Origin of the sequence: Bradyrhizobium sp. I71 (assembly GCF_022354745.1) — a bacterium.
Lineage (GTDB): Bacteria > Pseudomonadota > Alphaproteobacteria > Rhizobiales > Xanthobacteraceae > Bradyrhizobium > Bradyrhizobium liaoningense.
In genome coordinates this window covers 4,351,151-4,365,303 of the sequence record NZ_CP059398.1, presented here as the reverse complement: position 1 = coordinate 4,365,303, position 14,153 = coordinate 4,351,151, and the positions used below count along the sequence as shown (strand labels likewise).

Annotated in this window: 11 protein-coding genes and 1 pseudogene; 5 read left to right on the top strand and 7 right to left on the bottom strand. The window is 65.0% G+C overall.

All coding sequences use genetic code 11. The annotated features are described in order from the left end of the window. The first annotated feature begins 50 nt into the window (after positions 1-50). Positions 51-1,112 carry an MBL fold metallo-hydrolase gene (locus tag FJV43_RS21075; protein WP_239620523.1) on the top strand — a complete coding sequence of 354 codons (1,062 nt, stop codon included), beginning with the start codon at positions 51-53 and terminating at the stop codon, positions 1,110-1,112. 253 nt (positions 1,113-1,365) lie between these two features. Here FJV43_RS21075 and aroQ read toward each other — a convergent pair whose 3' ends face one another. Next, positions 1,366-1,797 carry a type II 3-dehydroquinate dehydratase gene (gene aroQ / locus FJV43_RS21070; protein WP_239620522.1) on the bottom strand — a complete coding sequence of 144 codons (432 nt, stop codon included), beginning with the start codon at positions 1,795-1,797 and terminating at the stop codon, positions 1,366-1,368. A gap of 336 nt (positions 1,798-2,133) precedes the next feature. On the opposite strand from aroQ, the gene hemA reads away from it, so the two are divergent. Both hemA and FJV43_RS21060 read left to right on the top strand, forming a co-directional pair. Next, the gene (gene hemA / locus FJV43_RS21065) at positions 2,134-3,363 is read left to right on the top strand and encodes a 5-aminolevulinate synthase (protein ID WP_239620520.1); all 1,230 of its coding nucleotides are present in this window, start codon (positions 2,134-2,136) and stop codon (positions 3,361-3,363) included. Between the two features lie 378 nt (positions 3,364-3,741). Beyond that, complete coding sequence (locus FJV43_RS21060) at positions 3,742-7,251, top strand: PAS domain-containing hybrid sensor histidine kinase/response regulator (protein WP_239620514.1); 3,510 nt, start codon at positions 3,742-3,744, stop codon at positions 7,249-7,251. Between the two features lie 69 nt (positions 7,252-7,320). On the opposite strand, the gene FJV43_RS21055 is transcribed toward FJV43_RS21060, so the two are convergent. From FJV43_RS21055 to FJV43_RS37220, 3 genes and pseudogenes are all read right to left on the bottom strand, one after another. Further along, positions 7,321-7,884: a cytochrome P460 family protein gene (locus FJV43_RS21055; RefSeq protein WP_239620512.1), complete on the bottom strand. Its 564-nt coding sequence runs from the start codon at positions 7,882-7,884 to the stop codon at positions 7,321-7,323. 72 nt (positions 7,885-7,956) lie between these two features. Beyond that, positions 7,957-8,985 carry an alpha/beta hydrolase gene (locus tag FJV43_RS21050; protein ID WP_239620510.1) on the bottom strand — a complete coding sequence of 343 codons (1,029 nt, stop codon included), beginning with the start codon at positions 8,983-8,985 and terminating at the stop codon, positions 7,957-7,959. A 35-nt stretch (positions 8,986-9,020) separates the two neighbouring features. Next, positions 9,021-9,236, bottom strand: a pseudogene (locus FJV43_RS37220) (OsmC family protein); the annotation flags it as partial. A 12-nt stretch (positions 9,237-9,248) separates the two neighbouring features. On the opposite strand from FJV43_RS37220, the gene FJV43_RS21040 reads away from it, so the two are divergent. Next, on the top strand, positions 9,249-9,908 hold the full coding sequence (locus FJV43_RS21040; RefSeq protein WP_239620508.1) for a hypothetical protein: 660 nt from the start codon (positions 9,249-9,251) through the stop codon (positions 9,906-9,908). A gap of 5 nt (positions 9,909-9,913) precedes the next feature. Here FJV43_RS21040 and FJV43_RS21035 read toward each other — a convergent pair whose 3' ends face one another. From FJV43_RS21035 to FJV43_RS21025, 3 genes are all read right to left on the bottom strand, one after another. Beyond that, complete coding sequence (locus FJV43_RS21035; protein WP_239620506.1) at positions 9,914-10,594, bottom strand: response regulator transcription factor; 681 nt, start codon at positions 10,592-10,594, stop codon at positions 9,914-9,916. Between the two features lie 182 nt (positions 10,595-10,776). Further along, entirely contained in the window at positions 10,777-12,885 is a 2,109-nt protein-coding gene (locus FJV43_RS21030) for a DUF294 nucleotidyltransferase-like domain-containing protein (protein WP_239620504.1), read from the bottom strand. 102 nt (positions 12,886-12,987) lie between these two features. After that, the gene (locus FJV43_RS21025) at positions 12,988-13,596 is read right to left on the bottom strand and encodes a hypothetical protein (protein WP_239620493.1); all 609 of its coding nucleotides are present in this window, start codon (positions 13,594-13,596) and stop codon (positions 12,988-12,990) included. A 270-nt stretch (positions 13,597-13,866) separates the two neighbouring features. On the opposite strand from FJV43_RS21025, the gene FJV43_RS21020 reads away from it, so the two are divergent. Continuing rightward, entirely contained in the window at positions 13,867-14,145 is a 279-nt protein-coding gene (locus tag FJV43_RS21020) for a DUF4212 domain-containing protein (RefSeq protein WP_239620492.1), read from the top strand. Positions 14,146-14,153 lie beyond the last annotated feature (8 nt).

Genomic DNA, 14,153 nt, shown 5'->3' with positions numbered 1-14,153 from the left:
GCGTGCTTTTTCGGCTGGCGCCCTGCGCGCGCTGGGTTTAAGCGGGTAGCATGAGCTCAAAAACCGACATCGCACAGTCCTCGGCCGAGGCCCTGCGCTACCCCTGGGACCAGCATCCCGGCCACGACGAGGTCGTCGAAGTCCGGCCCGGCGTGTTGTGGGCGCGGCTGAAACTGCCGTTCCGCCTCAACCACGTGAACATCTACCTGCTCGCCGACGGCGACGGCTATGCCATGGTCGATACCGGATTCGGCAACGAGGAGACGATCGAGGCCTGGACCAAGCTGTTCGACGGGCCGCTGAAGGGCGTCAACATCACGCGCCTGATCGTCACCCACTCCCACCCCGACCATGTCGGCCTCGCCGGGTGGATCGTCGAACGCTTCAACTGCCCGCTGGTGATGTCGCAGGTCGAGTATCTGCAATCGGTCTATCACCAGAACCGCGGCACCGAGGAGCGGCGCGAGGCGCAGCGGCTGTTCTTCCGCCGTCACGGCATGGACGAGTCGCTGACCGAGAAGCTGCTCGGGCGCGGCCAGGATTACCTCAAGCGCGTCTCAGTGCTGCCGCCGTCCTACCGCCGCATCTCGCATGGCGACGAGGTCGTGATCGGCACGCGCCGCTTCAAGGTGATCACCGGCGGCGGCCACGCGCTCGACCAGGTGATGCTGTATTGCGCCGACGACAAGCTGTTCCTCTCCGCCGACCAGGTGTTGAGCAAGATCTCGCCCAATGTCAGCGTCTGGGCGGTCGAGCCCGACCAGAACTCGCTCGGCGAATACCTGGCCTCGCTCGCGAGCCTCACCACCACCCTGCCCTATGATCTGCTGGTGCTGCCCGGCCATGGCGTGCCGTTCTATGGATTGAAGACCCGCATCAAGCAGCTCGCCGACCATCACGAGGAGCGCTGCCGCCTGATCGCGGAAGCCTGCCGCGAGACGCCGCAAACCTCGCGCGCCTTGGTGCCTGTCGTGTTCAACAAGCACGTGCTGGACGAGCACCAGATGGGCTTTGCCGCCGGCGAACTCGTCGCCCACGTCAATTATATGATCGTCGAGGGCCGGCTGACGGCAGAGATGCAAGACGGCGTGCTGCAATTCAGGACGACGTAATTTCTTCGCCTCTCCCCGCAAGCGGCAGGGCAATCGCATATGATGTGCAGGATGCAGCGGCATCGGCAGTGGGCTCCCTCCCCCGCTTGCGGGGCGCGACGAGCTTCGCTCGCGCTGAGAGGGTTGGGGAGAGGGTGTCTCCGCGCTGGGATTATTGAGATTAACTGAGGACGTCCCTGTGCGGCGAGAGCCCTCACCCACGCGCTCTGCGAGCGCGTTGGCCTCTCCCACAAGCGAGGCGAGGGAGAAGTTCTCACTTCATGTTCGCAATCGCGTGCAGCGCCGCGATGTAGCCGAACGGCCCGAGCCCGCAGATTACGCCCGTCGCCACGAACGAAATTTTGGAGTGGCGATGATATTCGTCGCGGGCGTGGATGTTGGAGATGTGGACCTCAAGCACCGGGCCCTCGAACGTCTTGATCGCGTCCATGATCGACACCGAGGTGAAGGAGAGACCGGCCGGGTTGATGACGATGGCGTCGGCATCCTGCCGCGCCGACTGGATCAGATCGACGAGCACGCCCTCGTGGTTGGACTGGTGGAAGGCGAGCTTGAGCCCGAGCTTGGCGGCGGCGTCCTCGCAGCTCGCGTTGACCTCCGCGAGCGTCGTCGTGCCGTAGATGTGCGGCTCGCGGATGCCGAGCATATTGAGGTTGGGACCGTTGAGGATCATGACACGCTTCATCGGGGCTTCCTTTCGCATGGGCTGTCCGACTGACCGGCACACCGCCCCAGCCGGGCACGGCTATGGCGTCGGTGCCGCCAGCTTGGCCATCATGGATGGTGCGCGCGCCATGGACAAAATGTCCACGGCAGCCCCTGCCTCCCCCGGTCAGTCCGGTCGCGGCCGGCAATCCCGTGTTAGGCGCTTGATCCAAATCAACAATCGCCGCCGGACCGGCGGTTATCAATTGGCACGCTCGCCTTGCCTCAAATGTGTGCTGGCGCATAGACATTGGAGCTCGAAAAGCTCTAAAAAATGAGCGGCCGTCATGGCCGGGTTCCGTTGCAGGTCTTGCCGATGGATTACAACCAGTTCTTCAATTCCGCTCTCGATCGTCTCCACACTGAGCGGCGCTATCGGGTGTTCGCCGACCTCGAACGCACGGCCGGCCGGTTCCCGCACGCGGTGTGGCACTCGTCCAAGGGCAAGCGCGACGTCGTGATCTGGTGCTCCAACGACTATCTCGGCATGGGCCAGCACCCGAAGGTGGTCGGCGCCATGGTCGAGACCGCGACGCGCGTCGGCACCGGTGCCGGCGGCACCCGCAACATTGCCGGCACGCACCATCCGCTGATCCAGCTCGAAGCCGAGCTCGCCGACCTCCACGGCAAGGAAGCCGCGCTGCTGTTCACCTCGGGCTATGTCTCGAACCAGACCGGCATCCCGACCATCGCAAAGCTGATTCCGAATTGCCTGATCCTGTCGGACGAGCTCAACCACAATTCGATGATCGAGGGCATCCGGCAGTCCGGCTGCGAGCGGGTCGTGTTCCGCCACAACGACGTTGCGCATCTCGAAGAGCTGTTGAAAGCGGCCGGCCCGAATCGGCCGAAGCTGATCGTCTGCGAGAGCCTCTATTCCATGGACGGCGACGTCGCGCCGCTCGCCAAGATCTGCGATCTCGCCGAGACGTATGGCGCAATGACCTATGTCGACGAAGTCCACGCCGTCGGCATGTACGGCCCGCGCGGCGGCGGCATCGCCGAGCGTGACGGCGTCATGCATCGCATCGACGTTCTCGAGGGCACACTCGCCAAGGCGTTCGGCTGTCTCGGCGGCTATATCGCCGCCAGTGGCCAGATCATCGACGCCGTGCGCTCCTACGCGCCGGGCTTCATCTTCACCACCGCGCTGCCGCCGGCGGTCTGCTCGGCCGCGACTGCCGCGATCAAGCACCTGAAGAGCTCGAACTGGGAGCGCGAGCGCCACCAGGACCGCGCCGCCCGCGTCAAGGCGATCCTCAATGCCGCCGGCCTGCCCGTCATGTCGAGCGACACCCACATCGTGCCGCTGTTCGTCGGCGATCCCGAGAAGTGCAAGCAGGCCTCCGACCTCCTGCTCGAAGAGCACGGTATCTACATCCAGCCGATCAACTATCCCACCGTCGCCAAGGGCACCGAGCGCCTGCGCATCACGCCCTCGCCCTATCACGACGACGGCCTGATCGATCAGCTCGCCGAAGCTCTGCTCCAGGTGTGGGACCGCCTCGGCCTGCCGCTGCGCGAGAAGTCGCTGGCAGCGGAGTAGACCCCCTTCCACCCTTCTCCGGATGGCGAGGCCTTCTCCGGATGGCGAGGCGGAACGCATTTGAGATTTTGCAGAGGTCGTCATGCCCGGGCTTGTCCCGGGCATCCGCGTTCTTTGTGCTGCATGGAAGGCGTGGATGGCCGGGACAAGGCCCGGCCATGACGCTGTGGAGACCGTCGGTGCTCCACAAGCCCGCATGTAGCGTTCCCCCCGTCCTCCAGCAAGTAAGGGCCGCCTCCTGGCCGCACCTTAACGACAACCCCGGTTCCTCCCCCACCCTCGGCATTTCGCTGTCGCTTGCGACCGTCCAACGCGCTAGGTTTGCGGGGAAAATGAGCACGGGCGCTGCCAGCGCCCAGGGAGAGAAGCACGCTCACCATGCTGCACGACTGGGGCGTGATCGCCGCCGCGTTCGGTTATATCGGCTTCCTGTTCCTGGTGGCGAGCCATGGCGACCGCCGCTCGCCGGCCGGGCGCGGTCGCGCCTCCGGGCTGATCTATCCGCTGTCGCTGGCGATCTACTGCACCTCCTGGACCTTCTTCGGCTCGGTCGGCTTCGCCACCCGCACCTCGACCGACTTCCTCGCGATCTATCTCGGTCCGATCCTGATGATCGGGCTCGGCGCCGGCGTGTTGCGCCGCGTGATCCAGCTCGCCAAAACCCACAACATCACCTCGATCGCCGACTTCATCGGGGCCCGCTACGGCAAGAGCCAGGCGGTGGCGGCGACCGTCGCGCTGATGGCGATCATCGGTTCGGTGCCCTACATCGCGCTCCAGCTCAAGGCGGTTGCCTCCTCGCTCGAAACGATCCTGAGCGAGGACCAGGCCTTCTCCCACATCCCGATCGTCGGCGACGTGGCGCTGATGGTGACGCTGTCGATGGCGGCCTTCGCGGTGCTGTTCGGCACGCGGCAGACCGATGCCACCGAGCACCAGCACGGCCTGATGCTGGCGGTCGCGACCGAATCCATCATCAAGCTGATCGCCTTTCTCGCCGCCGGCATCTTCGTCACCTTCTGGATGTTCTCGCCGCATGAGCTGATCGAGCGGGCGATGAAGACGCCGGAAGCGGTGCGCGCGATCAACTATTCGCCGTCGATCGGCAACTTCCTGACCATGACGCTGCTGTCGCTGTGCGCGATCATGCTGCTGCCGCGCCAGTTCCACGTCAGCGTGGTGGAGAATTCCTCCGATGCCGAGGTCGGCCGGGCGCGATGGCTGTTCCCGCTCTACCTCGTCGCCATCAATCTGTTCGTGATCCCGATCGCGATCGCCGGCCTCGTGACCTTCCCGTTCGGCGCCGCCGATCCCGACATGTACGTGCTGGCGCTGCCGATGGAAGGCGGCGCCGATCTGCTCAGCGTCGTCATCTTCGTCGGCGGCCTGTCGGCGGCGACCGCGATGGTGATCGTCGAATGCGTCGCGCTCTCCATCATGGTCTCGAACGACCTCGTGGTGCCGCTGGTGCTGAAACGTCGGCCGGAGGGCCGCGCCGGCGGTGCCGATTTCAGCGACTTCCTGCTGCGCTCGCGGCGGCTCGCGATCTTCGCCATCATGGTGATGGCCTATTTCTACTATCGCGCGCTCGGCAATACCCAGCTCGCGGCCATCGGTCTGCTCTCCTTTGCCGCCATCGCCCAGCTTGCGCCGAGCTTCTTCGGCGGGCTGCTCTGGCGGCGCGCGACCGCGCGCGGCGCCATCGGCGGCATGCTGGTGGGCTTTGTGGTGTGGCTCTACACGCTGTTCATTCCGAGCTTCATGGACTCCTCGACGGCCGGCATCATGCTGCTCCAGCACGGCCCGTTCGGCATCGAGGCGCTGCGGCCGCAGGCGCTGTTCGGCGCCGACCTGCCGCCGCTGATGCACGGCGTCATCTGGTCGCTGTCGCTCAACATCCTGACCTATGTGCTGCTGTCGCTGGCGCGCCAGCCGTCGTCCATCGAGCTGTTGCAGGCCGATCTGTTCGTGCCCAATACGCTCGCACCGATCTCCCCGAGCTTCCGCCGCTGGCGCACCAGCATCACCGTGCAGGACATCCAGACCACGGTGGCGCAATATCTCGGACCCGACCGCGCGCGGCATTCCTTCGAGGCATTCTCGGCGCGGCGAAACGTGCGGCTGGAGCCCGGAGCACCCGCCGATTTCGAGCTGCTGCAGCACGCCGAGCACCTGATCGCGTCCTCGATCGGCGCGGCCTCCTCCCGCCTCGTGATGTCGCTGCTGCTGCGCAAGCGGACGGTCTCCGCCAAGGCCGCGCTGAAGCTGCTCGACGACTCGCACGCGGCGCTGCATTTCAACCGCGAGATCCTCCAGACCGCGCTCAACCACGTGCGCCAGGGCATCGCCGTGTTCGATGCCGATCTGCAACTGATCTGCTCCAACCGGCAGTTCGGCGATCTCCTCAACGTTCCCCCGCATCTGATCCAGTTCGGCACGCCCCTGCGCGAAATCCTGGAATTCATCGGCGTGGGCGATCCAGAGCATCCGCTCGAGAGCGAGGCCCTGCTGGAGCGGCGCCTCGCCGCCTACACCACCGACAGCGAGCCTTATCTCGAACGCCTGCCGGAACGCCACATGGTGATCGAAGTGCTCACCAACCATATGCCCGGCGGCGGCTTCGTCATCACTTTCACCGACGTCACGCCCACTTTCGAAGCCGCGGAAGCTTTGGAGCGCGCCAATGCGACGCTGGAAAAGCGCGTGCGCGACCGCACCGAGGAGCTGACGCGGCTGAACTCCGAGCTGGCACTGGCCAAGAGCGCGGCGGAAGACGCCAGCATCTCGAAGACGCGTTTCCTCGCCGCCGCCAGCCACGACATCCTCCAGCCGCTGAACGCGGCGCGGCTCTACGTCACGAGCCTGGTCGAGCGTCAGCACGAAGGCGAAGAGACGCGGCTGGTCGAGAACATCGACGAATCGCTGCAGGCCATCGAGGAGATCCTCGGCGCGCTGCTCGACATCTCCAGGCTCGATGCCGGTGCGATGACGACCTCGATCTCGAGCTTCAAGATGGCCGATCTGATGCGCTCGCTGGAGATCGAGTTCGCGCCGATCGCGCGCGCCAAGGGCCTGGAGCTCAGCTTCGTGCCCTGCTCGCTGCCGGTCGAGTCGGACCGGCTCTTGCTGCGGCGCCTGCTCCAGAACCTGATCTCGAACGCGATCAAGTATACCCCGCGCGGCCGCGTGCTGGTCGGCTGCCGCCGCCGCGGCACCTCGCTCAAGATCTGCGTCTACGACACCGGTGTCGGCATCCCCCCGGTCAAGCGCGGCGAGATCTTCAAGGAATTCCATCGCCTGGAGCAGGGGGCGCGGATCGCGCGCGGCCTGGGGCTGGGGTTATCGATCGTCGAGCGGCTGGCACGCGTGCTCAAGCACGGCATCGCCATCGACGCCAATGCCAGCGGCGGCTCGGTCTTCTCCGTGACGGTGCCGACGGCCAAGGCAATCACCCATACCGCGGCCGTGACCAGCGCGACGCCGTTGGCGCGCACGCCGATCTCGGGCGCACTGATTGTCTGCATTGAGAACGATGCGGCCATCCTCGACGGCATGCGCACGCTCCTGAAGGCCTGGGACGCCGAGGTGATCGCGGTCGCCGACCCCGAAGGTGCGATCGCCGCAATCGAAACAGCCGGACGGCGCGTCACCGGCCTGCTCGTCGACTATCACCTCGATCGCGGCAACGGCATCGCCGCCATCCGCGAGATCCGCCGCCGCTTCGGCGACGCCATCCCCGCGATCCTGATCACCGCCGATCGCAGCCCCGCCGTGCAGGTCGCCGCCCGGGACGAGAAGATCGCGGTGCTCAACAAGCCCGTGAAGCCGGCTTCGCTCCGTGCCCTGCTGGGTCAGTGGCGCACGCAGCAGATGGTGGCGGCGGAATGAGACGCGTGGGTCAGTAGTCGGTCGATAGGCTGAGCGCCCGCCACCTCTCCAATTCCTCTCTCCGGATGCTCAGGGCGCCAGGCGCGTGAAGACGTAATCGTGACTCCTGGCTCGAGCCTCGTGGCAGGCGAAGCAGGTGCGATGCTGGGCCTCGTCCACCGGCCTGCCGTTGATGAAGCGGCCGAAACCCCAGCCACCGGTGGCAGCGTATTTCTTGGAATCCTTGACCATCACCTGGACCGTGGTGGCGGCGCCGGGAATGGTTGCGGACGCGAACTCCGGCGATTGCTTCCGCTTCCAGGCGCGCTTGACCAGAATGGTGCCGTCCGGGAACGGGAGTTTCCCGGCCTGATAGGCTTCGATTGCGGTCTGGTTGCCGACCACAGCGCGAAGCTCGTCGAGTGGCGCCGCCTCCTCGGCCGGCGCGACCAGCTCCCACTGCTTGTAGCCTTGCGGAATCGTGACGCCGAAGATCGGTGAGGCATCCGCCGCGCTGCGTTCTGCCGGCCCCTCTGCGGAGGCGATCGTGACGAGATACGGCCCGCAGGTCAGGAGCACGACAAGCAAGACCACCGTCAGCACGAACATCGTGGCGTAGAAGGACTTCTTCTTTTCAGGTTCGGTTGGCGACATGACGTCCTTCAAGCTGGGATCAACGGGGCGATCCTCGATCCAGCCGGGCTGGACCGAGGTGCTGACAGATGCTCAGGCGCCGTCGGCGTCGACGACGGCCTTGGCAAAAGCTTGCGGTGCTTCCTGCGGCAGATTATGGCCAATGCCGCCGGTGATCAGGCGAAACTCGTAACGGCCCGAGAATTTCCTGGCATAGGCGCTCGGATCGGGATGCGGCGCGCCGTTGGCGTCGCCTTCCATCGTGATGGTCGGCACATCGATGACGGGAGCCGCCGCGAGCTTCTTTTCGAGATGCTCGTACTTCGCCTCGCCCTGGGCGAGCCCGAGCCGCCAGCGGTAATTGTGGATCGTGATCGCGACATGATCCTTGTTGTCGAGCGCCGCCGCGCTGCGATTGAAGGTGGCGTCGTCGAACTTCCACTGCGGCGAGGCGAGCTTCCAGATCAGCTTGGCGAAATCGTGCGTGTACTTCTCGTATCCGGCGCGGCCGCGCTCGGTGGCGAAGTAGAACTGGTACCACCATTGCAGCTCCGCCTGCGGCGGCAACGGCGCACTGCCGGCAGCCTGGCTGGAAATCAGATAGCCGCTGACCGACACCAGTGCGCGGCAGCGGTCGGGCCACAGCGCGGCGATGACGTCCGCGGTGCGCGCGCCCCAGTCGAACCCGGCGACGACGGCTTTCTTGATATCGAGCTTGTCCATCAGCGCGATGATGTCGACGGCCATCGCCGCAGGCTCGCCGTTGCGCGGCGTTTCACTGGAGAGGAAGTGCGTCGTGCCGTAGCCGCGCAAATAAGGGATGATCACGCGATAGCCGGCCTTCGCCAGGATCGGCGCGACATCGACAAAGGCGTGAATGTCGTAGGGCCAGCCGTGCAGCAGGATCGCGACGGGACCGTTCGAGGGTCCCACCTCCGCATAACCGATGTTGAGAACGCCGGCGTCGATCTGCTTGATCGCCCCGAAGGACGCATTCGATGCGGAGGATCGAAGCGGTTCCGTCTCGGCACGTGCGAGATCGATCACGCCGAGACCGACGGCGACGGCTCCTGTGGCGATGCCGAGAAGCTGGCGGCGGTGCTCATCGATGATCTGCTTCATGGCGTTGCGACCTCCTGGTGATTGATGATGCTGCGTCAGACCAGCGCGACCGTGACGTCGATGTTGCCGCGGACGGCCTTGGAGTAGGGGCAGGTTTGATGCGCTTCAGCGACGATGCCCTGTGCGGTCTCGCGATCGAGACCCGGCAGGCTGACATTGAGGCGCGCCCGGAGGGCATAAGTGCCTTCATCGAGAAGAAGATCGATTTCCGTATCGACCGCACTTTTCCTGGGAAGCACGATTTTCCGCTTGAGGCCGCGCAGATGGAGCACCCGATCACGCTCTGCATCGCGCTGATCTGGGCGGTCTCGATCTCGCTCTGGGGCGGCGATCTCGACGGCGCGGAAGAGAGCATCGACCAGTTCATCGCCCATGCCGAATCTCGGTCGATGGGTCCCTATCTCGTGGTCGGCCGCGGCGCGAAAGGGGAGCTGGCGATCCGGCGGGGAGACGCCGCGTATGGCGTCGAGACGATCAGGGCTTGCCTGCGCGAGCTCCACGAGGCCGGCTACGAATTGCTCACCACGACCTTCAACATCGCGCTGGTTCATGGCTCGTTGGCGCTTGGACAGTTCGAGCAGAGCGCGGGCCTGATCGACGACGCGATCCGGCTCGTCGAGCACAGCGGCGATCATCTCTACATGCCCGAGCTGTTGCGGATGAAGGGCAAGGTCCTGCTGTCGCTGCCGCAGCCCAGGGCTGAGCAAGCAGAGGTCTACCTGATGCAATCCCTGGGTTTGAGCCGCCGCCAAGGCGCCACAGCCTGGGAGCTGCGCGCCGCGATCGATCTTGCCGGACTATTTGCCGAACGCGGGCTGCACGAGGATGCGAGGCGATTGCTCCAATCGTCCCTCGAGGGCTTTGCCGAGGGCTCCGAAACGGCGGATATCAGAGCGGCCAACGTGCTTCTGACCACACTGTAGCGACCTCACCCCGTCGGCGTGCCCTGCGTCCACTGGCCGCCGGCGATCTTTGCGGCAGCGATTACGGCTTGGGTGCGGCTCTCGACGCCGAGCTTTTGCAGGATGGCCGAGACATGCGCCTTGATCGTGGCCTCGGAGACACCGAGCTCATAGGCGATCTGCTTGTTGAGAAGGCCCTCCGACAGCATCATGAGGACCCGGACCTGCTGCGGCGTCAGCGTCACCAGGCGATCGCGCAGACGGGTCATGTCGGGATCGGCCGCAGCCGACAGGTCGGTGTCGGCGGGAACCCAGACGTCGCCTTCCATCACCTTGAGGATGGCGTCACGCAACGTCTCGACGCCGAAACGCTTTGGAATGAAGCCGGAGGCACCGAAATCGAGCGAGCGGCGGATCGTGGCGCTGTCGTCGGACGCCGAGACGATCACGACCGGAATCGCCGGATATTGCGCGCGCAGATAGATCAGACCGGAAAAGCCGGAGATCCCGGGCATCGAGAGGTCGAGCAGGATCAGGTCGACGTCGGAGGTCTGCTCCAGCAGCCCGGTCAGGTCCTCGAAGGATCCGGCCTCGTCGATCCTGGCCGACGGGAGGACACCCGCCACCGCCTGTCGCAGCGCATCGCGGAACAGGGGATGGTCATCGGCGATGACGAGATGGGTGTTTGCATTGGCTGTTGCAGTCATCTGTTCCGCAGGCCGACGAAAGATCGGGAAAGAATTTCAACTCGTTGCTGATCAAGCAGCAATTGACGATTGTTCACTGACTGGAGCCGTCTTGCAAGGCAACCTTCCGCCCCCAGTCGCAAGGCAGTTAATCACAGCCGCGAACCAATTGATGCTGCAACGCAAAAAGCCGCTGACGGGTCTCATAAATCCCTGAACAGCAGGTCCCGGATCAAATCATCGATCACGGCGACCGCTTGAAGCGCTGCCCTCAATCGCTCGCGGTCACGGGCCGACAATCGCTTGACCAACACCGCATTGGAGGGCGGCGTCCCCTGCGCCACATCCGCAATCTGTTGCGACACGATCAGCTCCAGAAAGACACCATGGGCCTCGTCGAGCGCATCGAGATCGGTCTCGCCACGGCCAACCACGGCCTTCACACCCGCGAGTCGCTGCGATGTCGACCGGCCCATCACATGGTAGCGAATCGCCATCGCACGCGCTGCAGCGACCAGGCCGAACAGCCCTGCCGCCTTGAGGTCGATGCGACCGCCTTCAGTGCGGATGCCGCCGAAGAATTTCAGGCTCGCGGGGACGCTGATCCCTTCGACCAGAAGCTTGGCGAATGCGACCTGCCCCTCGGCTGCCGCGAAGGCCGCCTGCCTGACGGAGACGGCAAGGCTGCCGTCGCCATGAACGGCCCGCAGATCGAAGAAGATATCCACCGACAGCAGATCCTTTGGACTTGAGCGCCAGACCCAGTGCTCGATGCGGTCCCGCCACGTTGCAACAGAGCCGCGCCAGGGCGGGTTTTTCGCCATGACGCCCCCCTTGCAATAGGGCACACCGGCCTCGTGCAGAATATCTGCAACGTGCGCCCCGAACGTCTCAAACCAGCGATCCTCGTCGCCTCCCGGCTCGCCTTGCCCGAAGATCACGGCATTGTCCTGATCCATCGCCAGCAGGCTTTCGCCGCGTCCGGCAGACCCGAGCACGACCAGCGTGTATGGCGTTGGGGGGTCGCCCTCGCCGCGCTCCCGCATGAGCCGCTCGGCAATCACAGCGGCCTGACGGGTGAGGGCGCAGAGCTCGCTGGAAATCACGTCCGCAACCTGGCGGCCGGACAATCCTTCCGCCAGGAGCACCTCCGCAACCCGCGGCAGCTTCGCCCACGCCAGCGCCAATGCCCGCGTATCCGCGGCATCCTCGATCTCGTCCCCGAGCGAGATGGCCTCCCCTGCCCGCAGACGGAGCAGGTCCCGCGCGGACAACGCACCGACGACCCGGCCGGCCTCATCGACAACGCCGAGATGACGGGTCTTGAGGCGATTCATCCGGCCAATCGCGCGATAGACGAGCGCGTCGTCGGGAATCGACGCCAGCGGCCTGCTCATGATCCGATGCACCGGCAGCTCCAGCGCCGGGGCACCGAGCCGGGCGATCGCCCGCAGCACGTCGCGCTCGGTGACGATCCCGGCCTCGACGGCCTTGACGTCGTCCGCGGCCGCATCCGGCGCGCCGACGTACACAGCCGATATTCTCTCGCTGGTCATTCGCGCCAGGGCGTCGCCTACCGAAACCTCCGCACCGACGAAAATGGCGGGATACCGCATGATGTCGCGGTTGCGGTGGCGATAGGCATAGGCGTCGAACCGCTTCAGCGTTTGCTCTGCATCGATGCGGGCTGTCGCTTCGACCGCCTCGATCCAGCCCATCCGCACCTGATCGTCGAGCACGGCGGTGAGCGCGCGACAGACCCGCTCGGCTTGAGCAACGGTCCGGATGCCGTGCTCGCGCAGCCTCGGCAGCAGCGCCAGGAAGATCCGTGCCGTCGTGACCGCATCGCCGAGAGCGGAATGCCGGCCGGCCACGTCAATGCCAAGCCAGGCCGCAAGATTCTCCAGCTGGTATCCGCCGAGGTCCGGCGCAACGATCTCCGCGAGCAGTCTGGTGTCGAGCGTTCGAGGCCGGGACCATGGCAATCCCGCCAGATCGCATTCGCGCTTCAGGACCGCCAGATCGAAACCGATCATGTGCCCGATGACGACAGCCCGACCGAGAAACGCCTCGAAACGCGGCCAGACCTCCACAAACAGCGGCGATTCGGCGACCGTGGCATCATCGATGCCGTGAATGCGCGTCGTCTCGGCGGGGATCGGTTGATCGGCCGGCCGCAGCAATTGAACGAACGAACCGCCGTCGACCAGCTTTCCGGCCGACAGACGCACGCCGGCAAGCTCAATCACCCGCGCCTTGCGCGGATCGAGCCCGGTCGTTTCGGCATCGATGACAACGGCGTCGAGCGACAAAAGCGGGGCAGCACCACTTGTCGTATCCATTGTCCTCCCTCGGAAGGCCCGGACCGTGCGATGCCGGCCGGCAAACCGGGCATTGGCAGAGGCCGGGCGATGCTACGCCAGCAGCCTGTTGGTCACCGCAGCCGCATCGATGCGATCGACCAATTCGTCATGGATGTTGCACAGGCTGACGCGCAGGTAATTGCGTATCGTCTCGAGATCCCGTCCGCGCAGTTTTTCGTGGATCGGCATCATCGCGAAATAGGTTTCCGCCAGCGGCTCGGGAATATCCATCACGCGCTTGGGCGCATGCCCGCCAACGAGGTCGAGCCGCTGCTCCAGCTCGCGCCGGGCCTGAAACCAGGCGTCCTCGCCGATCGACGGCGGCACTGGATAACGGTCGAAAACCGAGAGGACGACGAGGATCATCCGGTCGAGAACCGCCCGGCGCTGCATGCCGGCATGTGGGCGCAATACCCCCTCGACCATCTCGCCGACCATCGCAAGCCCGAGCGGATAAGCCTGCCAGCGCGAACGTTCGACGGCTAGTGCAAATCCTTCCTCGGCAAACAGCACCTTGGCGTAGTGGCCGGCGCGGGCACGCGAATACTCGTAGATGCCCTTTTGCACGATGAATGCCGACTGCGCGTCGATGAAGTCGGCAAGTGCCTCGCGGTCGCCAATCGGCGGCCGGGGACGAAAGAACTTTTGCAGCAGCTTCATCGCAGTCCGATCCTGCCAGACGGAATCGCCGTGCTATCCCGCGCTCGCTGCGCCCGAATTGTCAACGGCCGCAACGCCGTTCGCATCCGCAGCATCGGTTCCCTCCGAAAGTATTAGAAAGACCGCGGCATTCCTGATGTTAGCCTCCGACATTCCAAACTGGCGAAAGACCGGTTGGAAGGCGGCACGAGGGGGGCCGCAGCGACGGGTATGCAACCCCTCGATTCCTCCGGCTCGCATGCCGGAGTTGTGACAGAGGAAATGCAGCCCATGCCTGACTCCCACAATCTCAGAGAACGAGAAGAAGCCCACTGGCGCAAGACCTCGCGCCTGATGCTGATCAACCTCGGCATCTGGTTCTTCTTCGGATACGTCATCCACATGTTCGTGGTTCCGCTCAACACCATCCAGTTGCCGATCCTTGGCTTCCCGCTCGGTTTCTATATGGCCGCGCAGGGTTCGCTGATCGCCTTCGTGGTCATCCTGTTCGTGTTCGCCAGACAGCAGGACAAGATCGACCGCGAATACGGTTTTGCAGAAGACGACTAGGGGGATGG

Bases quoted from the DNA above. Each gene is read 5' to 3' on its own strand.
- FJV43_RS21035 (WP_239620506.1), bottom strand. From the start codon at position 10,594: ATGACTGCAACAGCCAATGCAAACACCCATCTCGTCATCGCCGATGAC.
- FJV43_RS21050 (WP_239620510.1), bottom strand. From the start codon at position 8,985: ATGAAGCAGATCATCGATGAGCACCGCCGCCAGCTTCTCGGCATCGCC.
- aroQ (WP_239620522.1), bottom strand. From the start codon at position 1,797: ATGAAGCGTGTCATGATCCTCAACGGTCCCAACCTCAATATGCTCGGC.
- FJV43_RS21060 (WP_239620514.1), top strand. From the start codon at position 3,742: ATGCTGCACGACTGGGGCGTGATCGCCGCCGCGTTCGGTTATATCGGC.
- FJV43_RS21025 (WP_239620493.1), bottom strand. From the start codon at position 13,596: ATGAAGCTGCTGCAAAAGTTCTTTCGTCCCCGGCCGCCGATTGGCGAC.
- hemA (WP_239620520.1), top strand. From the start codon at position 2,134: ATGGATTACAACCAGTTCTTCAATTCCGCTCTCGATCGTCTCCACACT.
- FJV43_RS21075 (WP_239620523.1), top strand. From the start codon at position 51: ATGAGCTCAAAAACCGACATCGCACAGTCCTCGGCCGAGGCCCTGCGC.
- FJV43_RS21020 (WP_239620492.1), top strand. From the start codon at position 13,867: ATGCCTGACTCCCACAATCTCAGAGAACGAGAAGAAGCCCACTGGCGC.
- FJV43_RS21040 (WP_239620508.1), top strand. From the start codon at position 9,249: ATGGAGCACCCGATCACGCTCTGCATCGCGCTGATCTGGGCGGTCTCG.
- FJV43_RS21055 (WP_239620512.1), bottom strand. From the start codon at position 7,884: ATGTCGCCAACCGAACCTGAAAAGAAGAAGTCCTTCTACGCCACGATG.